Source organism: Microbacterium sp. NRRL B-14842 (assembly GCF_050470785.1).
This window is the reverse complement of sequence record NZ_JBFLUM010000001.1, coordinates 2456039-2475309: the sequence shown is the minus strand read 5'-3', so window position 1 is coordinate 2475309 and position 19271 is coordinate 2456039. Positions and strand designations below refer to the sequence as shown.

Sequence of the window (19271 nt, the reverse complement as noted above, 5' to 3'; positions counted from 1 at the left end):
GGTGGGTCGACGGAGGAGGGAAGGGAGAGGCATATGCGGCAGCAGCCGGTCGTCGCGGTGCGGGCGAACGACGAGGCGCCGACCCCGGACGGGACGTGGCCGACGAACATCCCCGCGGTGGCACAGGTGCTGCGCGAGGGACTGGATCTGGGACCGGGAGTGACCTTCCTCGTCGGCGAGAACGGCAGCGGGAAGTCCACCCTCGTCGAGGGCATCGCGATCGCGTACGGTCTCTCCCCGGAAGGCGGATCCCGGCAGGCGCAGCACCGGACACGTCCGACCGAGTCGCCGCTGTCGGACTGGCTGCGCCTCCAACGGGGCGTCGGCGCGCACCGCTGGGGATTCTTCCTGCGGGCCGAGACGATGCACTCGTTCTACACGTACCTCGAGGAGAACCCCTCCCTGCGCGGCGACGTGCCCTTCCACGAGATGAGCCACGGGGAGTCGTTCCTCGCCCTGCTCGACAGCCGCTTCGATGATCCGGGGTTCTACTGCCTGGACGAGCCGGAGGCCGCCCTGTCGTTCCATTCGACTCTCACGCTGATCGCCGTGCTGCAGCGCATCGCCGACGAGGGCGGCCAGGTGCTGTGCGCCACGCACTCCCCGGTGCTCGCGGCGCTCCCGGGCGCCACCATCCTGGAGGTCGGGGAGTGGGGGCTCCGCCCTGCCGCCTGGGAGGACCTCGAGATCGTGAACCACTGGCGCTCGTTCCTCGGGCAGCCGCAGCGGTATCTCCGGCATCTGCTCGACGAGCGAGGCTCCGCGGAGCCGTAGGCTGACGGGCATGACCGAGCAGAGGGCGCCGAGACGACGCGGGCGCCCGCGCGGCGGCACCGACTCCCGCGAGCGCATCGTGTCCGCGGCCGTCGACGAGTTCGGCGCGCAGGGGTACGACGGCGCCACGGTGCGGTCGATCGCCGCCCGCGCCGGCGTCGACTCCGCGCTCGTCCACCACTACTTCGGCACCAAGGCCGACCTGTTCGCAGAGGCCGCCGGGATCCCGTTGCGCCCCGACCTCGACGTCCCGGAGATCCTCGCGGGGCCGAAGGACGAAGCGGGGGCCCGGCTCGTCCGCTATGTGCTCGACGCGTTCGAGAAGCCCGACGTGCGCCGCCGCGGGATGCTGCTCCTGCGCACGGCGATCGGGAGCAGGCTGACGACCCCCCTGCTCGCCGGCTTCCTCTCCCGCGAACTGCTCTCCCGCGTGGCACGACGCCTCGACGTGGAGGACGCTGACCTCCGCGCCGCCCTCGTCGCCTCGCAGATCGCCGGCATGCTCATCGGTCGCTACGTGCTGCAGCTCCCCGCGCTCGCCGGAGCCTCCGTCGACGAGCTCGTCCGCCGCGTCGGCCCCACCGTCCAGCGCTACCTCTTCGACTGACGCCCGCGTCCCCGGGCACGGCTGCGGAGATCTCGGCCGCCGCGCCGGACGGCACGGGCCGGCGACGGCGTGTCGATCCGGCGCTCCGCAGCTGTGCCCACCGAGCCGTTGACGCCCGACGAGGCGAGGCGCATAATTCATCGCATGATGAATAACGCGGCGGTCGAGATCACGCAGCTCCGCGTGCGGCGTGGGGCCGTATCCGTGTTCGACGGCATCGACCTCGCCGTCCCGCGCGGGCAGATCACGGGTCTCCTCGGCCCCTCGGGGTGCGGCAAGACCACGCTCATGCGGTCGATCGTCGGTGTGCAGCGGATCGCCTCCGGCGACGTGACCGTTCTGGGTGAGCCGGGCGGTTCGCGTCGGCTCCGGCACCGCGTGGCCTACGGTACGCAGGGCGCCTCGGTCTACGGCGACCTCAGCGTGCGGCAGAACCTCTCGTACTTCGCGTCGCTCCTGAAGGCGCCGAAGGGTGATGTCGACCGGGTCATCCAGGAGGTCGGCCTCGGCGCACAGGCCACGCAGCTCGTCGATGCGCTGAGCGGCGGCCAGGGGACGCGGGTGTCGCTCGCGGTGGCTTTGATCGGCTCGCCGGAACTGATCGTGCTGGACGAGCCGACCGTCGGACTCGACCCCGTGTTGCGGGCGGAGCTCTGGACCCTGTTCCGCCGGCTGGCCGACCGGGGCGTCACGCTCATCGTGTCCAGTCACGTGATGGACGAGGCGGTGCGCTGCGACCGGCTGCTGCTGATGCGGGAGGGGAGGATCATCGCCGACACCACGCCGTCGTCCCTGCTCGCCGACACCGGCACGACCGACGCCGAGGCCGCGTTCCTGGCGCTGATCGAACGTGACAGGGCCGCCGGCGCCGCGACCACCCGGCGGGCGCGGCGAGAAGCGCACGAGCGCCAGGAGGAGGACGCGACATGAACGGCCGCCGGCTGTTCGCGACCGCCGGCCGTGTGCTCACGCAGCTCCGACACGACCCGCGGTCCATCGCCCTGATGCTCATCGCCCCGAGCCTGCTCGTCGGTCTCTTCGCCTGGCTGTTCAGCGAGCAGGACGGTGTGTTCGATCAGTTCGGGGGTGCCATCCTGGCGCTGTTCCCGTTCATCGTGATGTTCCTCATCACGTCGATCACCACCTTGCGCGAACGCCGTTCCGGCACGCTCGAACGGCTGATGACCACGCCGCTCGAGAAGGCCGACTTCATCCTCGGGTACGCGCTCGCCTTCGGGCTGATGGCCGTGCTGCAGGCGGTGATCACGGTGTCGTTCGCGGTCGGGGTGTGCGGGCTCGACGTCGACGGACCGCTGTGGCAGCTGGGCCTCGTCGCGGTGGTCGACGCACTGCTCGGCACAGCCCTCGGCCTGCTGGCGAGCGCGTTCGCCCAGACCGAGTTCCAGGCCGTGCAGTTCATGCCGTTGCTGGTGTTCCCGCAGATCATCCTCGGCGGGTTGTTCATGCCGCGCGACCAGATGCCCGACGTGCTGTACGCCATCTCCGACTGGCTGCCGCTCAGCTACGCGATCGACACGATCAACGCCGTCACGGCGGGGGACGAAGAGTGGGACGTGTTCGGTCCGCTGCTCATCGTCGTGGCCTTCGCGGTCGGCGCTCTGGTGCTCGCCGCCCTCACACTGCGGCGGCGTACACGCTGAGCCGGAGTCCTGGCCTGGGTCAGCGCGCGGCGCGGTTCTTGGTGTGCTTCGTCGGCACGGCGGCCCAGGGGTCCTCGGGCCAGGGGTGCCGGGGGTAGCGGCCGCGCATCTCGGCGCGCACCTGGGCATAGGGGCCGGACCAGAACGAGGCGAGGTCGTCGGTGACGGCGAGCGGGCGGCCTGCGGGCGACAGCAGATGGAAGAGGACGGGAACACGACCGTCGACCAGCCGGGGAGTCGCCGCCCACCCGAAGCACTCCTGCAGCTTCACCGCGACGACGGGGCGTGCGGTCGGATCCCCGTCGGGTTCCGGGTAGGTGATGCGGACGCGGGAGCCGCTGGGGACCTCGAGCCGCTCCGGTACGAGGGCCTCGAGGTGCACGGCCTCGGGCCAGGGCAGCAGACGGCGCAGCGCCGAGGACAGATCCAGCCGACTCGCGGGGGTGCCGGATGCGAGAGCCTCGAGCTCCGGCGCCATCCAGGCATCGAGGGCGTCGATCAACCCCGCGTCCGACACATCGGGCCATGGCTCTCCGAGCTCACGTCGGAGCAGCGCGAGTCTGCGGCGGAGGGCCTCCGCCCCGTCGGACCAGGTGAACATACCGAGGCGCTCGCGTCGGACCGCCCGGGCCACGGCATCCCGCCCTGTCGATGCCGCCGCTCGCACCGGCACCGAGGAACGCAGGATCGCACCGATCCGGCGCTCGCGGCGGGCCTGCACACGACCTCCGACGAACTCGGCCTCCACGCGGTCGCTCATCAGGGGGCCCGCCGCGCGCTCCGCCTGCTCCTCGGTGAGGGTCGCCGCCGTGCGGATGACCGCACCGGAACCGGCGGCCGCCCGGGACGAAGCGCGGGCGACATCGGCCACGGCGAGCCATTCCGAGGACGCGAGGGAACCGCTCACTCCGGCCCGCGTGCCGGAGGCCAGCAGGAACGTGGCTCCCGATCCCGTGTGCTCGACGCGGTGGGCGACACGTTCGGGGAAGGCCAGCGCGATCACGAGACCGACGCCGTCGAGACCCGCGCGGGTGTCCGGCGTCGGATCGGCGAGGCGTTCCAGACGACGCGCGTCCTCGCGCCAGCGACGGGCCTCCGCAGTCCCGCCGCCCCGCAACGCGACAAGAGCGTGGGCGACGTCGGCATCCGGGACGCGCTGATCACCGCCCAGAAGCGCGACGACCTCGGCGGCGAGCCGGCTCCCCACCACGGGGCTGCCGTCCCGCAGCGCCCTGGCCAGCCGGGGGTCGGTCGGGATGCGGGCCAGCACGCGGCCCTCGGCCGTGGCGCGCCCGTCGTCGTCGATCGCTCCGAGACCGCGAAGCACCGCGACGGCGTCGGCGAGACTGTCGGCTCGCAGCGGTTCGATCAACCGCAGGCCTGCTCCGCCCGGGGCACCCCAGCACGCGAGGAGGAGGGCGGCGCCGGTGAGGTCGGCCGTCGCGATCTCCGGGGACGGACGCGCGGGAGCCGCCGCGTAGGCGCGCTCGTCCACACACCGGACGACGATGCCGGGGCCCTGACGCGTCGCGCGTCCGGCACGCTGCACGCACGAGGAACGGGAGGCGGCGGTGGTGACCAGACCCGTCATGCCGCGGGCGGCGTCGCGCTGCGGCTGCCGGAACAGACAGCTGTCCACGACCATCCGCACACCCGGCACCGTGATCGACGACTCGGCGAGCGAGGTGGCGACGATGATGCGGGGCACGCCCCCCGGTGCACGACCGCGGATCACGGCATCCTGTTCCGCCGGCGGGGTCTGGCCGTGCAGCTCCCGCACGTCGAAGGCGCCGTTCAGAGTGCGGACGCGTCGGGCGATCTCCGACACCTCGCGAGCGCCCGGGGCGAACACGAGCACGTCGGCTTCGGGGTCTTCGCGGACCAGCTCGGTGGCGGCGGAGGCGGAGACACTCGCGATGTGGTCGAGGAAGCCGCGGGTGACTCCCCGTTCGTCGAGGCGGGGCGTGGGACTCGGAGCCCAGCGCTCGGTGAGGGGGAAGGCTGCGACGTCATGGTCGACGATCGGCGCGGGGGACTCGGCGGTGCCGATGACGGCGGCGAGCCGGGCAGCGTCGAGGGTGGCGGACATCGCGACGACGACGAGGTCATCCCGCAGCTCCCGCACCTCCGAGAGCAGGCCGACGAGGAGGTCGGTCTCGAGGGCACGCTCGTGCACCTCATCGATGATGACCGCACTCACGCCGTCGAGTCCCGGGTCGTCCAGCAACCGTCGCAGGAGCACGCCGGCGGTGACGAACTCGACCCTCGTATCCGGCCCGGCTGTGCGCTCGCCGCGGACGGTGAAGCCCACCCGGGATCCGAGCGGGGAGCCATCGAGGTGTGCGAGTCGGCGGGCGGCGGCACGCGCGGCGACCCGGCGGGGTTGGGTGACGATCACGCGGTCGGTGGTTCGTGAGGCGACGAGCGGCGGTACGAGGGTGGTCTTGCCCGTGCCCGGCGGCGCGGTCACCACCACGGAGCCGCTCGTGTCGAGGGCAGCGGAGAGCTCCTCGAGGGCGCCCGCGAACGACAGGCCTGCACCGATGGCGGCGAGGTCGAAGGCAGCGCGGGTCACCCGTCCAGTCTGCCCGGTTGATCGACGCCCGGAGCCGTTCGCAACTCAGGAGATCCGGGGGGATTCGGAGCAGCGGGACGGATCGCCGCGTCCGTGCCTGCCGATCTCCTGAGTTGTGAACCGGCGGAAGCGGTGCTCCGACGACAGACAGCGGATGCCGCGACCGAGTCGGTCGCGGCATCCGCTGTCCTGTGCTGCTTACTCCGCGTCGCGAGCCGGAGGAGCGGGGGGCGGCGGGGTGGTCGGTGCGGGCGTGCGCGGCGCCGGGGTCGGTGCGGACGCTTCGGCGACTCCGGCTCCGAAGCCGCGACCGACGGCCTGCCCCTGGATGATTCCGGCCAGGTCGAGGCCTGTGGCGGAGTGCACGCTGTCGAACACCGAGCGCATGGCCTTCGCGCTGTCGGCGCCGACGACGTTCGACGCGCCGTCCTCGGCGGATCCGCCGACGATCGAGACGCTGCCGATGGCGGCGTAGCCCTTCGCGAACTCCGACATGATCGACGGCAGCACTTCCAGCACGCGCTGCGAGAGGAAGGCATCCTGGTTGGAGGCGATGGCCTTGGCCTCGGCCTCGACAGCGGCTGCACGGGCCTCACCCTCGGCGCGGATCGCCTCGGCCTCGGCGTTGGCGCGGAGGCGACGGGCCTCGGCTTCGGCCTCCGCCTGGGCGCGCAGAGCATCCGCGTCACCGGTCGCCTTCGCGATCGCGGCGGCAGCCTCACCGTCGGCGCGCGCCTTGTCGGCCTGCGCCTGCTGCTCGGCGATGCGGGTGCGCGCCTCGGCCTGCTTGACCTGCTCGATCGCCGCCGCCTCGGCCGCCCGCTCACGCGTGTAGAGCTCGGCCTGCGCGCGGGTCTCCGCCTCGTACCGCTGGGCGTCCGCGACGCGCTTGACGTCGGCGTCGAGCTGCGCCTGCTTGTTCTCGGCCTGCTGCTGCAGCACGGCCTGCTCGGCCTGGGCGCGGGCGAGCTGCTCGGCCTGCTCCGCCTCGGCGCGGGCCCGGCCGATGCCGGCGTTGGCGTTGGCGGTGTTGGTGTCGAGAGCGGTCTGCTCGACGAGGTTCGCCTCCTGGTTGGCGATGTTCTTCTGGTTGATCGCGCGGTCGGCGTTGGTCTGCGAGATCTCCGCGGCCTGACGCTTCGCCTGGATCTCCGGCGCACCGAGGGACTGGATGTAGCCGACCTTGTCGGTGATGCCCTTGATCTGGAAGGAGTCGAGGATGAGGCCCTGTTCGGCGAGCTCCTGGGAGACGTCGGCGGCGATCTGGTCGGAGAACTTCTTGCGCTCCCGCATGAGCTCCACGACGGAGAGCGTCGCGACGATGCCGCGCAGGGCGCCCTCCAGCTGCTCGGTGGTGAACTGCTCGATGGCCTTGTCCTGGGAGGCGAAGCGCTCGGCGGCCCGGCGCACCAGCAGCGGGTCGGAGCCGATCTTGACGATGGCGACGCCGTCGACGTTGAGCGTCACGTTGTCGAGCGACTGGGCCTCGGCGTTGAGCGACACCTGCCGTGAGCGGAGGGAGATGATCTCGTGGCGCTGGGTGATCGGGTTGACGAGCGACTTCCCGTTCACGATGACCGTGACGGGCGATTCCGACATCTCCGAGCTGCTCGTGCCGTCGGCGCCGATCACGGCACGCTGCACCTTCTGCTTGCGTCCGGAGATGACGAGCGCTTCGTCGGCGCGAGCCACCTTGATCCAGCTGCGGGCGAACAGCAGCAGGATCAGCAGGACGACGATCGCGGCGACGACCGCGATCCCGACGATGGTGAGGATGCCGATGATTCCGGCGATCTCCATGGATGACCTCCCTGGTTCCCCCCGAGGGGGCGGTCCGATATGCCCACGGTCGATGTGGGCGTGCGCAACCCACCCTGCCAGAAAAGAGACGCCCGCCACCGCGTCGGGTGCCATCATGCCGGTATCGGTGGACGTTCCTCCCGCCGCCCTGCCTGCGGAGGAGGGGAGCGGTCAGCGGGTGCGGAGTTTCTCCGCGAGGTCGCGCAGCAGGCGCAGCTCCTCGTCGTCGAGGCGTGACATCCGGTCGGCGATCGACCGGCCGTGCACGGTCGCGAGCGCTCGGAAGGCCCGGGCGCCCTCGTCCGTCGCGCGGATCAGGGCGCCGCGGCCGTCGTCCGGGTCGGCGCACTTCGCGACCAGTCCCCGCGTCACCATCCGGTCGACGAGGCGGGAGACGCTCGGCTGGCTGATGAGCATGTTGGCGGTGATGTCGCGCAGGCGGGCGGTCATCTCCGGCGAGCGCGTGACGGTGAGCAGCACGTCGTACTCGGCCTGCGTGATGTCGCCGGTGTCGAAGTCGGCTGCCATCTCGGTGAACAGTTCGTGCTGCGCGCGGAACAGGCTTTCCCAGGCCTCCAGCGCGAGCTTCCGATCGGTCATCCTCACAGAGTACCGGGCGCAGTAAAGGGCCGGTCGGAGAGGCTCCCGACCGGCCCTTGTCCCTTGCACCAAGAGTGTCCTGCAATCACATGCGGTGGATGCCACAGCAAACATTCACCGTGCGATCACTGTATAACGGCGAGGTAACGAATGCAACGGTTTGATCACAAATGGCAGGCCCCCCGCGACGATGGTCCGCGCATCGCCTCAGCCGATCACATCGCGGCGTCGCAGCGCCCAGGCGCTTCCGGCGACGAATGCGACGTTCACCGCCCAGAGCGCCACGGTGCCGCGGGGATCGAACCCCTCCGCGAGCGGAGCCTGGTGGAACGCCCAGGAGTACGGTGAGATCGCCCGGAGCCACTCGGCGTTCTCCACCTGGTTCGCGATCGCGTTGAAGGCGTACCCGGCGACGGCGATTCCCGCGCCCCCTGCGACAGCCCAGGAAGTGCGACCGAAGAGAGCGCCCAGCAGGAGCGCGGCACTCCCCGAGAGCATCGTGAGGCCGACGAAGACGACGGTGGTGTCGATGATGCGGATCGGATCGATGTCGAGCTGTGCCGAGTCGTTGAGCAGGGCGACGACAGCGCCCGCGAACACGCCCAGCCACGCGAGCCGGGCGAGGATGGCGAAGGCGGACGCGATCGCGTATCCGACCCGTCCCACACCGTGAGCCAGGTCGAGTTCGAGGCGCCCTGACGCCTCCGCGCCGGCGATGGCGCCCGCTCCCCAGGACGTGCCTGCGATGGTCAGGAGGAGGAAGCCGATGAGGCCGTAGAAGGTTCCCTGGGCGTAGCCCGCCCCGGTGCCGATCTGGTCGTAGCCGAGTGCTCCGACGAGCTCCGGGGGCAGGCTGTCGATGATCTGCTGCATCTGCCCGTTGCCGCCGATGCTCGGGAACAGGGGCAGGTACAGGAACAGCACCGCCGCGACGCCGATGGTCCAGCCCACCGTTCCGCGCCAGGTTTCGCGGAGAGCGCGCCGGAAGATGGGAAGCGCGTCACGCATCGCCCTCACCCGCCTCGAGACTCGAGGAGTCACCGTAGAGCCGCAGGACCGATTCCTCCAGGTCTGGTTCCTCGATCGCGAGGTCGAGGACGTGGTGCTGCGCCAGCACCTTCACCAGCGGGTCGATGGCACCTTCGACGGTGGCATTCACCTGCACGATGTCCGTCTCGCCGCGGACGTCGAGCTCGGAGATCTGCGGCAGTGCACCGAGTTGCTCCCGGATCAGGGTCGCTGCCGTCGTATCGAGACCGACGCGTACGCGCCGGATCGCGCCGAGTCTGAGTGAGGCCACATCACCCTCCGCCACGACCCTCCCTCGACTGAGGACGGCGACGATGTCGGCCGTCTGCTGGATCTCGCTCAGCACATGGGAGCTCAGCAGCACGGTCTGGCCGCGATCTCTGGCTTCGGTGACGAGGTGGAGGAACTCTCTCTGGACGAGCGGGTCGAGACCGCTGGTCGGCTCGTCCAGCACGAGCAACGGCGGTTCGTGCATGAAGGCTTGGACGATCCCGAGCTTCTGCTTGTTGCCCTTCGAGAGGGCGCGCACCGGCCGGCTCAGGTCGAGGTCGAGTCGGCCCGCGAGGCGGTCGATCGTGCCGGGGTTCACCGGGCCGGACACCTCGGTGTAGAAGTCGAGCATGCGGCGTCCCGTCGTGCGGTCGTCGAGTCGGAGCTCGCCGGGGATGAAGCCGATGCGTCGTCGGAGGGCCGGGCCGCCGCGGCGCGGGTCTTCGCCCAGGACCCGGATAGCGCCCGACGTGGGGCGGATGATGTCGAGGATCATGCGCAGCGTGGTGGTCTTTCCTGCGCCGTTAGGGCCGATGAGCCCGAACACGGTGCCGGGATCGACGCGGAGATCGATGGAGTCGACCGCTGTGTGCCGACCGTACTGTTTGCGAAGGTGAGTGAGTTCGATGGCAGGGGTCATGGCCCTGCTCCTTTCGGAGGGTGAAGGGGACCAGGTTCGGAGATCTCGTCAGCGGGGAGGATCCGGGTCCTGATTCGGGTCGTTCTCGCCCTTGTCCGAGGAGGGCCCGCTGCTTCTGGCGAGCGCTTCCTTCGCGGCGACGAGCAGATGGTCGTCGGCGTAGAGCCCGTGTGTGTAGAGCTCCAGCACGGGAACGGTCGACCGTTCCAGCAGCGATGTCGTCAGCGTGCTCTCTCCGAAGGCGCGCGCGAGGTGCCGCCGCAGGATGACGGGACCGAGGCCGTAGAGGGTCATATACACGGCAGTGGCTTCCAGGTCGGACTGCTCGCGCATCGTGCCCGCGGCGATCTGTTCGCGCAGCATGTCTCTGGTGCTGGCGAGGAACATGTCGAAGAGATGGTCGGACGCGGCGGAGTCGTCGAGAAGCATCCGGGCGAGGTAGTCCAGTGCGACATTGCGACCCTCTAACGAGTCCAATGCCTCCCGCATCAGGCGCGCGGCGTCGGCACCCGTCATGCCGTCTCGCTCGGCGAGGAAAGTGCTCACGACGTGCGCGTCGCACACGTCGCGCAGTCCTTCCTTGCTTCCGAAGTGGTGCAGGATCAGCGCCGGGCTCACGCCCGCATCCTGCGCGATCTGCCGCAGACTCGTGCCGTCGAATCCGCGCTCGCTGAACCGGACGATCGCGGCGTCGCGAATGCGCGCCCTGGTGGTGAGGTCGTCGGCTCCTGAACGCATAGTCAGCATGCTAAACGAGCGTTCAGTCCGGGGCAAGAGTCAGGTCATCTCCGTTCCGTCGGTCTCGCAGACCGAGCGTCTGAGGCGGCGATGGATGTGGTCATCGCCGACGCGACGCGGGGAGATCGATCGGCCCCGTGACCGACAACTCGTCCTCCCAGACCTCGATCCCGCTGACCTCGGGAAGACGTGCCCTCGTGAAGACCGGGTCCAGCCCTTCTCGTCGTTGCTGGGTGTAGTCCTTCAACAGCTTGAAGGCGATTCCGGACAGCAGCGCGATCGCGACGAGGTTGACGAGGGCCATGAATCCCATCGCGCCGTCGGCGAAGTTCCACACGACATCGGCGGAGACGAGGGCCCCAGCGAACACTGCGGCGATCGCGAAGAGACGATAGCCGAGCAGGACTCCGGTGCAGGAGGTGATGAACTCCACGTTGGTCTGCCCGTAGTAGTAGTTGCCGAGGATCGAGCTGAACGCGAGCAGGAAGATGATGACGATCAGGAGGATGTTCGACCAGGTGCCCAGCGCGCTGACGACCGCGCCCTGCGTCAGCCCGATGCCGCGTTCGGCGCCGGCCAGGTCTGGAACCGAGACCAGGATGATGAACGCGGTGATCGAGCAGACGAGGAAGGTGTCGAAGTACACGCCCAGCGTCTGCACGAGACCTTGTTTGACCGGGTGTGTCACCGCCGCGCTCGCTCCTGCGTTGGGGGCCGACCCCAGCCCGGCTTCGTTGGAGAACATCCCCCTCTTGACGCCGGTGAGGATGATGTAGCCGAGCGCTGCGCCGACGACCTCGTTCGGGCCGAAGGCTTCGAGGAAGATCGTGGCGAAGACTCCGGGAAGGCGCTCGATGTGCATCGCGACGATCACCACGCCGAGAAGCAGATACAGCAGTGCCATGATCGGGACCAGCGTCTGGGTGACGGAGGCGATGCGGCGCACGCCCCCGAAGATGACGAGCCCCATGAGCAGTGCGAGTGCGCCGCCGGTGACCCACGGCAGCCAGGCAGCAGACTCTCCGCCGAGGCTGCCCGCGATCGTCGCCTGGATGGTGTTCGCCTGCAACGAGCTGAAAGCGATGGGGAAGCAGATGATGAGGATGACGGCGAAAAGCACGCCCATCCATCGCGCTCCGAGCCCGCGTTGCATGTAGTAGGCGGGGCCGCCGATGAACCCGTCCCTATCGCGCCTCTTGTACAGCTGTGCCAGCGAGGACTCGATGAACGCGGACGCTCCACCGATGAATGCCATCAGCCACATCCAGAAGACCGCGCCGGGACCGCCGATCGCGATCGCGGTTCCCACTCCCGCGATGTTGCCGACGCCCACTCGTGAAGCGGCGGAGATGGTGAATGCCTGAAAGGAGGAGACCGATTGAGGCTCGCCGCTCTCCGTGCGGGGCGTTCGATCCTTCAGAGTGCGGAACATCTCCGGAATCAAACGGAACTGCACGACGCCCGAGCGAATCGTGAAGTAGAGCCCGAGGAGGACGACGATCGGAAGGACGATCCATGTCCACAGGTTGTCGCCCCAGGTCAGCAGCCACTCGTTAACAGCATCCATCCGCACAGTATGGCGACGTCGACGCCGGCTCACCAGGCTGAGAAAAATCCAGGAGCTGAGAAGCTGCCGGGGCCGCCGGTGTCTTCCCGCCCTGCGGAAGACGAGGAAGGCCCCGATCGGGCGGATACTGGAAGGGACGGTTTCGAGAGCCCCCGCCTCCGCACCGCGCGGCAGACCTCTCGAACGCCAGGAAGAAGATGCTCATGAAAGCTCTCCGCTACGTCGAGATCGGCAAGCCCCCGGTGGTGGTCGACATCCCGATTCCGAAGCCCGGCCCCGGCCAGGTCCTGCTCAAGATCACCGCGGGTGGTGTCTGTCACTCCGACGACTACGTCATGGGCCTCCCCGAGAAGGACTACCACGAGCAGGGTTACCCGCTGCCGCTGACGCTCGGGCACGAAGGCGCTGGCATCGTGCACGAGATCGGCGAGGGCGTCGACTCGACGCTCAAGGTCGGGGATGCCGTGGCCGTCTACGGTCCGTGGGGCTGTGGTCGCTGCCACAACTGCTCGATGGGCAAGGAGAACTACTGCACGAACGCCGCCGCCGAGGGCATCCGTCCTCCGGGGCTGGGCAGCCAGGGCTCGATGGCCGAGTACATGATCGTCGACGACGCGCGCCACCTCGTGCCGCTCGCTGACCTCGACCCCGTGCAGAACGTCTCGCTGACCGACGCGGGCCTCACCCCGTACCACGCGATCAAGAACTCGCTTCCGAAGCTCGGCGCCGGCACGTTCGCCGTCGTGATCGGCACCGGCGGTCTCGGCCACGTCGGCATCCAGATCCTCAAGGCCATCTCGGGGGCCACGGTCATCGCCCTCGACGTGAACGACGAGAAGCTGAAGCTCGCCACCGAGGTGGGCGCCGATCACGTGCTGATCAGCGATGCATCGGCCGCCGAGAAGATCCGCGAGCTCACCGGCGGTCTCGGCGCGAACGCGGTGTTCGACTTCGTGGGCGCGAACCCGACGATCGCCCTGGCCCAGAGCGTGGCCGCGCTCGAAGCCGACATCACCATCGTGGGCATCGGCGGGGGCAGCATGACGCTCGGGTTCGGCTCGATCGCCTACGACGCCGCCGTGCGCATTCCCTACTGGGGCTCACGCGCCGAACTGATCGAGGTGCTGGACCTCGCCCGCGCCGGGAAGATCCACGTCCAGACCGAGAGCTACACGCTCGACGACGGCCCGAAGGCGTACGAGGACCTCGCGTCGAACAGCATCCGCGGACGCGCCGTCATCGTCCCCTGACGCCGGCCTCGAACGCCTGGGAGGGATCGCCCTCCCAGGCGTTCTCCGTTTCCGTGCGGCCTCAGGCGCGGCGTCGCCGGTCGGCGAGGAGTGCGAGCGCCGCATCGATCGCACTCGCCGCGGCGTCGGGGGCGACGCGGACGAGGGCGAATGCGGAGACCACCAGTCCCGTACAGGCGTCCGCCAGGGTCGCGACTTCCGTTCCCGCGAGCTCGGGGAGGGCGGCCTGGACGCCGCGCGCGAACGCCTCTCGGAGCTCCGCGCGATAGGACGCCACGACCCGGGCGACCGCGTCGTCGGTGCCGATGGGGGCGGCGGCGGTGTTGACCAGCAGGCAGCCGCTCGTCGCCGGGAGGCTGCCGGCTGTCAGCAGTGCCGTACGCAGTCCGCCGAGGTAGGTCTCCAGAGCCTCCGGCGCCACGGTCTCACCCGTCAACGGGGCGAGGCGCGGGCGGATCACCTCGTCCAGATAGCTCTCGACGGCGGCGTCGAAGAGTCCGCGCTTGGAACCGAAGGCGTGATAGATGCTGGAACGACTGAGGCCGGTCGCGCGCTCGAGCTCCGGCAAGGGAGCGCTCTCGAAGCCGCGCTCCCAGAACACGCTGCGCGCCGCGCGGACCGCCTCGGCGGTGTCGAAGGTCTGTGCGCGCCCCATTCGCCGTGCTCCTGCCCCTTTTGTGAATCGCTCGATCCAGTATATATTGGAACGACCGATACAGAATGCGCGGCCTCGCCGCGTCGAAGGGGGACTGTCATGGTCATCGCCGGACTCGTGCTCGCAGGCATCGCGGCACTCGTGCACGTCTACATCTTCTGGCTCGAGTCGTTCGCCTGGATGAGCGCGCGCGCTCGCCGCACGTTCGGCACGGGCACGGCGGAGGAGGCCGCGCGACAGAAGGAGCTCGCGTTCAACCAGGGCTTCTACAACCTGTTCCTCGCGGTCGCCGTCCTCCTCGGCATCGTCCTCTTCGCCACGGGAGCGACCGCCGTCGGCGCGACTCTCGTCTTCACCGGCGCCGGATCGATGGTCGCCGCGAGCCTCGTGCTGCTGCTGTCGAGCCCCGACAAGGCGTCCGCCGCCCTGAAGCAGGGCGTCATCCCGGCGCTCGGCGTCATCGCGCTCGCCATCGGCCTCCTCGTCTGAGTCCGGCCGCAGCACCCCCAGATCCTCACGAAGGAGAGAAATGTCCCACGCCATCAGCACCCAGATCCAGCTCGCCCGCCGCCCCGAGGGGTGGCCGACCCACGACGACTTCCGCACCGTCGAGGTGGAGCTGAGCGATCCGGCGCCGGGGGAGGTGCGCGTGGCGAACGAGTTCGTCTCCGTCGACCCCTATATGCGCGGGCGGATGAACGACGTCCGCAGCTACGTCGCCCCCTACGCCCTCGACGAAGTCATCGCCGGTGGCGCCATCGGCCGGGTCGTCGCCTCTGCGGCGGACGACCTCCCCGTCGGCACCGTTGTGCTGCACCAGCACGGCTGGAGCGATGTCGTGCAGGCGGACGCGTCGACCTTCCGGGCCGTGCCCGAGGTGCCCGGCATGCCGCTGTCGCTGCGCCTGCACATCCTCGGCATGACCGGCCTCACCGCGTACGTCGGGCTCACCGCGATCGCCGGACTCGCCCCGGGCGACACCGTCTTCGTCTCCGGCGCCGCCGGTGCCGTCGGCACGGCTGTCGGTCAGATCGCCAAGCTCCTCGGCGCCGGCCGTGTCATCGGCTCGGCGGGATCGGCCGAGAAGGTCGCCCTGCTGACCGAGAAGTACGGCTACGACGCGGCGTTCAACTACAAGGACGGCCCGGTGCGCAAGCAGCTCGCCGGGCTCGCGCCCGAGGGCGTAGACGTGTTCTTCGACAACGTCGGCGGCGACCACCTCGAAGCCGCGCTCGACGTGATGAACGACGGCGGTCGGATCGCGCTGTGCGGCGCCATCACGAGCTACAACACCACCGAGCCGGTGCCCGGCCCCGACAACATGGCGAACATCATCACGCGCGGTCTCCGTCTCCAGGGCTTCACTCTGGCGAACTACCTGCACCTGTCGCCGGAGTTCAGCGAGAAGATGACCCGCTGGTTCGCAGAAGGGCGGATCGCGTACGACGAGACCATCGTCGACGGCATCGAGAACACGGTCGACGCGTTCCTCGACATGATGCGCGGAGCCAACACGGGGAAGATGCTCGTGCGGGTCGCACCCTCCGCCTGACGTCCGAAGCGGGCCGCCCGCGCATTTGAGATATATTGCTTGAGACGTAGAACTTCACTCTCCATGACCCCCACTGGAGGCAGTGTGACACTCTCTGGCGGCCCCCTCGAACGCCGGTCGATGAGCGACGAGGCTTTCGTGCGCCTGCAGGATGCGATCATCAGCGGCGAACTCCAGCCCGGCGAGCGCTTGCGCGATTACGAGCTCGCCGAACGCCTCGGCACCTCGAAGACGCCGATCCGTCACGCCCTCGACCGCCTGGCCGACAACGGCCTCGTCGAGATGCAGCGGAACCGGTACACCCGCGTGGCCCCGATCGATCTGGAGCGCGTGCGGAACGCGGTCGACCTGTTCGGCGACATCTGGATCGGCTCGGTCCGTCACGTCATGCCGGTCATCCAGGACGACGATGTGGCCTACCTCGTCGAGCTGGCCGACGACATGGCGGCGTCGGTGCAGGAGCGGGACATCATCGCGTTCGGGGCGGCGCTCCGCAGCGCGGCGACGGGCTTCGCCCGGATCGAGGGCAACGCCACGCGCGCCAACTCCATCGAGCGCCTCGGGCCGCAGATCCGTCGTTTCACCCAGCATGCGAAGGACGCCGTGGACTGGTCCGCCGTCGAGGAGTTCGTCGGCGCGATCCGCGAGGCGACGTCCGAACGGGACGCAGTCAAGACCCGGGCCGTGCTGGTGAGCTTCTTCGACGAGACGCTCCCCGCGATCATCGATCGGGCCGAGCAATCGGGGCTGGCCGAGATCACGGAGTGATCCGCCGCTGACGAACGAGGGCGACCGCACACCGCGGTCGCCCTCGTCGCGTCCCGGGGCTACGGCGTGAGGCGATGGACGTCGCGCGGGAACAGCGTCACCTCACGCACGTTGGTCGCCTCGACCAGTCGGCCGACCCAGCGCTCCAGTCCGATCGCGAAGCCGCCGTGCGGAGGCATCCCGTGCGCGAACGCCTCGAGGTAGCCGGCGTACGCCGAGGGCGACTCGCCCCGAGCTTCGATCGCCGCGATGACCTCGCTGTGCCGATGCAGCCGCTGTCCGCCGGTCACGAGCTCCAGACCGCGGAACAGGAGGTCGAAGCTGTTGCTCCCCTCCGTGTCGTCGGGCTGCGGATGCGTGTAGAACGGGCGCTTGCGCATCGGGTATCCCTCGACGGCCAGCACGTCGCTGCCGAACTCCTCCTTCGCCCACGCCCCGAGCGTCCGCTCGTGTGCGGGGGAGAGGTCGGGCTCGTCGGCCGGAGCACCGACCCGGCGCAGCGCATCCCGGAAGTGCACGACGGGGATGTCCTCGGGGATGACGGGGAGCGTCACGTCGAGCAGCGCGAGTTCCTCCGCGGCGTCGGTGCGGATGCCGTCGAGCATGCCGCGCAGCACGTGGCCGAGGAGGCGCAGGACGTCGCGGTGGTCGCGGATGAACCCGAACTCGACGTCCAGCGACACGTACTCCGAGAGGTGCCGCACGGTGTCGTGCGGCTCGGCGCGGAAGACGGGACCCACCTCATAGACGCGCTCGAACACCCCCACCAGCTGCTGCTTGTAGAACTGCGGACTCTGCGCGAGATATCCGGTCCTGCCGAAGTAGTCGACCGGGAACACGTTCGCTCCCGACTCCGTCACGGTGTCGACGACCTTCGGGGTCTGCACCTCGGTGAAGTCCGCGGCGTCGAGCACCCGGCGGAACGCGCGCACGCTCGCCGCGGCGATCTGCCAGGTCGCGCGGCGTGCCGGATGGCGCCAGGTCACCGCGGCGTGGTCGAGCAGCGTCGGCAGACTCGTTTCGAGTGTCGGACGCCACAGTTCCACGACCGGCGGTGCGGCCGGCTCCGACAGGCTCTCGATCTGCGGGTCGACGATCTCGACGCCGCCCGGGGCCTGCGGGTTCGCGGCGACGGTCCCCGTCACGCGGACGACCGTCTCCTCCGGAGGGAGCCCGCCGGCCGGAGCCTGCGCGGGGCGGACGACGACCTGTGCGAGTCCGGAACGGTCGCGGATGATCAGGAACGCGACGGTGGCGAGCTCCCTCCGGCGGTGGACATGGCCGAGCAGCGTGACGCGGTGGTCGGGGGCGGCCTCGGCGAGCTCCGCGGCGAGCGTGCGGGCGGGGTCGGGTGATCTCATTTCTCCTCCAGGTTGTGGGAGCCCTGGAGGTGTGGGCGGGGGCCAGATCGCGGTGCCACCACACCTTCGCCGGTGAGAAGCCGGCCTCTCGTCGGTACGCCGGACGCGCGGGGACCGCCTGCCCGGAGGCCGGAGGTCGTCACGCTCCGGCGGTCGCCGCGTCCAGTCTAGGGGCGCTCTCGGCAGATCCACAGAATCCCGCGGGCACCGTCTCGTACCCTGGATTATCCAAGGGGAGTACTCCGACACGGTCGGGTCGTCATTACGGATGCGTCTGCATCCCGGCCCACCGGTCCCGCTCGGCGGGATGGGGAAGACTTTGGCGCTGTTCCGTCACGCCCGAGTCTGGAGTACCCGTTGGAAATCACCCCCTTGATCTGGGTCATCACGATCGCGGTCACCATCGCGTTCTTCGTGTACGAGTTCTTCGCGCACGTCCGCAAGCCGCACGAGCCGAGCATCGGCGAGTCCGCACGCTGGTCGATCTTCTACATCAGCCTCGCGCTGCTCTTCGGCGTGGGCATCGGCATGGTGTCCGGCTGGACGTACGGCGGCGAGTACTTCGCCGGCTACCTCACCGAGAAGGCGCTGTCGATCGACAACCTCTTCGTGTTCCTCATCGTGATGACGGGCTTCGCAGTGCCGAAGATCTATCAGCAGAAGGTGCTGATGATCGGCATCGTGATCGCGCTGATCCTCCGCGGCATCTTCATCGCGGTCGGCGCGACCCTCATCGAGAACTTCTCCTGGATCTTCTACGTCTTCGGCGCGCTGCTGCTCTTCCTCGCGTACCGCCAGGCCTTCAGCAGCCACGAGAGCAACCCTGCGAACGGTCGCTTCATGACCTTCGTCCGCCGCCACCTCCCCGTCAGCGAGGAGTACAACGGCGACAAGCTCACGGTCGTCCAGAAGGGCAAGCGCTACGTCACGCCGATGCTGCTGACGATCATCGCGATCGGTTTCATCGACCTCGTCTTCGCCGTCGACTCGATCCCCGCCATCTACGGCCTCACCGATGAGGCGTACATCGTGTTCACCGCGAACGCGTTCGCTCTGATGGGTCTGCGTCAGCTGTACTTCCTCATCGGCGGCCTGCTCGAGCGCCTGGTCTACCTGGCTCAGGGTCTCGCCGTCATCCTCGCGTTCATCGGTGTGAAGCTCGTGCTGCACGCCCTGCACGTCAACGAGGTGCCGTTCATCAACGGCGGCGAGCCGATGCTGTGGGCGCCCGAGATCCCGATCTGGTTCTCGCTGCTGTTCATCGCCGCCACGATCGCGGTCGCCACCGTCGCGAGCCTGATGAAGACGCGCCGGCACCACAACACCCTCTCTTCCCCGACCGATTCCACCCCCACCATCGACAAGGAGCACTCTTGAGCGCGCAGCGCTGTTCTGACTCTTCGGACTCTGACAGTACGAGCACC

Annotated in this window: 18 protein-coding genes; 9 read left to right on the top strand and 9 right to left on the bottom strand. The window is 69.4% G+C overall.

Annotation, left to right across the window (positions count from 1 at the left end; translation table 11 throughout):
• Positions 1-33 precede the first annotated feature (33 nt).
• The 4 genes from AB1285_RS12175 (at position 34) to AB1285_RS12160 (ending at position 3042) form a co-directional block, all read left to right on the top strand.
• Positions 34-774 carry an AAA family ATPase gene (locus AB1285_RS12175; RefSeq protein ID WP_187663259.1) on the top strand — a complete coding sequence of 247 codons (741 nt, stop codon included), beginning with the start codon at positions 34-36 and terminating at the stop codon, positions 772-774.
• A 10-nt stretch (positions 775-784) separates the two neighbouring features.
• Complete coding sequence (locus AB1285_RS12170; RefSeq protein ID WP_292794551.1) at positions 785-1381, top strand: TetR family transcriptional regulator; 597 nt, start codon at positions 785-787, stop codon at positions 1379-1381.
• 147 nt (positions 1382-1528) lie between these two features.
• Positions 1529-2311, top strand: coding sequence for an ABC transporter ATP-binding protein (locus AB1285_RS12165; protein WP_370428398.1), 783 nt, complete (start codon positions 1529-1531; stop codon positions 2309-2311).
• Positions 2308-3042 (top strand): ABC transporter permease, encoded by a 735-nt coding sequence (locus AB1285_RS12160; protein WP_292794557.1) that lies wholly within the window; start codon positions 2308-2310, stop codon positions 3040-3042. The genes AB1285_RS12165 and AB1285_RS12160 overlap by 4 nt, the downstream gene beginning before the upstream one ends.
• Before the next feature lie 19 nt (positions 3043-3061).
• Here AB1285_RS12160 and hrpB read toward each other — a convergent pair whose 3' ends face one another.
• From hrpB to AB1285_RS12125, 7 genes are all read right to left on the bottom strand, one after another.
• Positions 3062-5617 carry an ATP-dependent helicase HrpB gene (hrpB, locus tag AB1285_RS12155; protein WP_292794560.1) on the bottom strand — a complete coding sequence of 852 codons (2556 nt, stop codon included), beginning with the start codon at positions 5615-5617 and terminating at the stop codon, positions 3062-3064.
• A gap of 198 nt (positions 5618-5815) precedes the next feature.
• The gene (locus AB1285_RS12150; protein ID WP_370428367.1) at positions 5816-7417 is read right to left on the bottom strand and encodes an SPFH domain-containing protein; all 1602 of its coding nucleotides are present in this window, start codon (positions 7415-7417) and stop codon (positions 5816-5818) included.
• Between the two features lie 171 nt (positions 7418-7588).
• Positions 7589-8017 carry a MarR family winged helix-turn-helix transcriptional regulator gene (locus AB1285_RS12145; protein ID WP_025104537.1) on the bottom strand — a complete coding sequence of 143 codons (429 nt, stop codon included), beginning with the start codon at positions 8015-8017 and terminating at the stop codon, positions 7589-7591.
• Positions 8018-8224: 207 nt separating this feature from the next.
• Entirely contained in the window at positions 8225-9025 is an 801-nt protein-coding gene (locus AB1285_RS12140; protein WP_259953498.1) for an ABC transporter permease subunit, read from the bottom strand.
• A complete protein-coding gene (locus AB1285_RS12135) occupies positions 9018-9956 on the bottom strand; it encodes an ABC transporter ATP-binding protein (protein WP_370428366.1) in 939 nt (312 codons plus the stop codon). The genes AB1285_RS12140 and AB1285_RS12135 overlap by 8 nt, the downstream gene beginning before the upstream one ends.
• Positions 9957-10004: 48 nt before the next feature.
• Positions 10005-10694 (bottom strand): TetR family transcriptional regulator, encoded by a 690-nt coding sequence (locus AB1285_RS12130; protein ID WP_370428365.1) that lies wholly within the window; start codon positions 10692-10694, stop codon positions 10005-10007.
• A 100-nt stretch (positions 10695-10794) separates the two neighbouring features.
• Entirely contained in the window at positions 10795-12261 is a 1467-nt protein-coding gene (locus tag AB1285_RS12125) for an alanine/glycine:cation symporter family protein (protein WP_370428364.1), read from the bottom strand.
• A gap of 203 nt (positions 12262-12464) precedes the next feature.
• Here AB1285_RS12125 and AB1285_RS12120 point away from each other — a divergent pair, with 203 nt between their 5' ends.
• Positions 12465-13511, top strand: coding sequence for an NAD(P)-dependent alcohol dehydrogenase (locus AB1285_RS12120; protein WP_370428363.1), 1047 nt, complete (start codon positions 12465-12467; stop codon positions 13509-13511).
• 61 nt (positions 13512-13572) lie between these two features.
• On the opposite strand, the gene AB1285_RS12115 is transcribed toward AB1285_RS12120, so the two are convergent.
• Complete coding sequence (locus AB1285_RS12115; RefSeq protein ID WP_370428362.1) at positions 13573-14166, bottom strand: TetR/AcrR family transcriptional regulator; 594 nt, start codon at positions 14164-14166, stop codon at positions 13573-13575.
• A 99-nt stretch (positions 14167-14265) separates the two neighbouring features.
• Here AB1285_RS12115 and AB1285_RS12110 point away from each other — a divergent pair, with 99 nt between their 5' ends.
• From AB1285_RS12110 to AB1285_RS12100, 3 genes are all read left to right on the top strand, one after another.
• The gene (locus AB1285_RS12110) at positions 14266-14655 is read left to right on the top strand and encodes a DUF1304 domain-containing protein (RefSeq protein WP_370428361.1); all 390 of its coding nucleotides are present in this window, start codon (positions 14266-14268) and stop codon (positions 14653-14655) included.
• A gap of 40 nt (positions 14656-14695) precedes the next feature.
• Positions 14696-15718: an NADP-dependent oxidoreductase gene (locus AB1285_RS12105; protein WP_187663271.1), complete on the top strand. Its 1023-nt coding sequence runs from the start codon at positions 14696-14698 to the stop codon at positions 15716-15718.
• Between the two features lie 120 nt (positions 15719-15838).
• Positions 15839-16486: a GntR family transcriptional regulator gene (locus AB1285_RS12100; RefSeq protein ID WP_187663272.1), complete on the top strand. Its 648-nt coding sequence runs from the start codon at positions 15839-15841 to the stop codon at positions 16484-16486.
• Positions 16487-16545: 59 nt separating this feature from the next.
• Here the strand turns inward: AB1285_RS12100 and aspS are convergent, their stop codons facing one another.
• Positions 16546-17847: an aspartate--tRNA(Asn) ligase gene (gene aspS / locus AB1285_RS12095; RefSeq protein ID WP_370428360.1), complete on the bottom strand. Its 1302-nt coding sequence runs from the start codon at positions 17845-17847 to the stop codon at positions 16546-16548.
• A gap of 357 nt (positions 17848-18204) precedes the next feature.
• On the opposite strand from aspS, the gene AB1285_RS12090 reads away from it, so the two are divergent.
• Positions 18205-19224 (top strand): TerC family protein, encoded by a 1020-nt coding sequence (locus AB1285_RS12090; protein ID WP_187663274.1) that lies wholly within the window; start codon positions 18205-18207, stop codon positions 19222-19224.
• The last annotated feature ends 47 nt before the right edge of the window (positions 19225-19271 follow it).

Coding starts and splice junctions, on each gene's coding strand:
- AB1285_RS12175 (WP_187663259.1), top strand. CDS start 34: ATGCGGCAGCAGCCGGTCGTCGCGGTGCGGGCGAACGACGAGGCGCCG.
- AB1285_RS12170 (WP_292794551.1), top strand. CDS start 785: ATGACCGAGCAGAGGGCGCCGAGACGACGCGGGCGCCCGCGCGGCGGC.
- AB1285_RS12165 (WP_370428398.1), top strand. CDS start 1,529: ATGAATAACGCGGCGGTCGAGATCACGCAGCTCCGCGTGCGGCGTGGG.
- AB1285_RS12160 (WP_292794557.1), top strand. CDS start 2,308: ATGAACGGCCGCCGGCTGTTCGCGACCGCCGGCCGTGTGCTCACGCAG.
- AB1285_RS12150 (WP_370428367.1), bottom strand. CDS start 7,417: ATGGAGATCGCCGGAATCATCGGCATCCTCACCATCGTCGGGATCGCG.
- AB1285_RS12145 (WP_025104537.1), bottom strand. CDS start 8,017: ATGACCGATCGGAAGCTCGCGCTGGAGGCCTGGGAAAGCCTGTTCCGC.
- AB1285_RS12140 (WP_259953498.1), bottom strand. CDS start 9,025: ATGCGTGACGCGCTTCCCATCTTCCGGCGCGCTCTCCGCGAAACCTGG.
- AB1285_RS12135 (WP_370428366.1), bottom strand. CDS start 9,956: ATGACCCCTGCCATCGAACTCACTCACCTTCGCAAACAGTACGGTCGG.
- AB1285_RS12130 (WP_370428365.1), bottom strand. CDS start 10,694: ATGCGTTCAGGAGCCGACGACCTCACCACCAGGGCGCGCATTCGCGAC.
- AB1285_RS12125 (WP_370428364.1), bottom strand. CDS start 12,261: ATGGATGCTGTTAACGAGTGGCTGCTGACCTGGGGCGACAACCTGTGG.
- AB1285_RS12120 (WP_370428363.1), top strand. CDS start 12,465: ATGAAAGCTCTCCGCTACGTCGAGATCGGCAAGCCCCCGGTGGTGGTC.
- AB1285_RS12115 (WP_370428362.1), bottom strand. CDS start 14,166: ATGGGGCGCGCACAGACCTTCGACACCGCCGAGGCGGTCCGCGCGGCG.
- AB1285_RS12110 (WP_370428361.1), top strand. CDS start 14,266: ATGGTCATCGCCGGACTCGTGCTCGCAGGCATCGCGGCACTCGTGCAC.
- AB1285_RS12105 (WP_187663271.1), top strand. CDS start 14,696: ATGTCCCACGCCATCAGCACCCAGATCCAGCTCGCCCGCCGCCCCGAG.
- AB1285_RS12100 (WP_187663272.1), top strand. CDS start 15,839: ATGAGCGACGAGGCTTTCGTGCGCCTGCAGGATGCGATCATCAGCGGC.
- aspS (WP_370428360.1), bottom strand. CDS start 17,847: ATGAGATCACCCGACCCCGCCCGCACGCTCGCCGCGGAGCTCGCCGAG.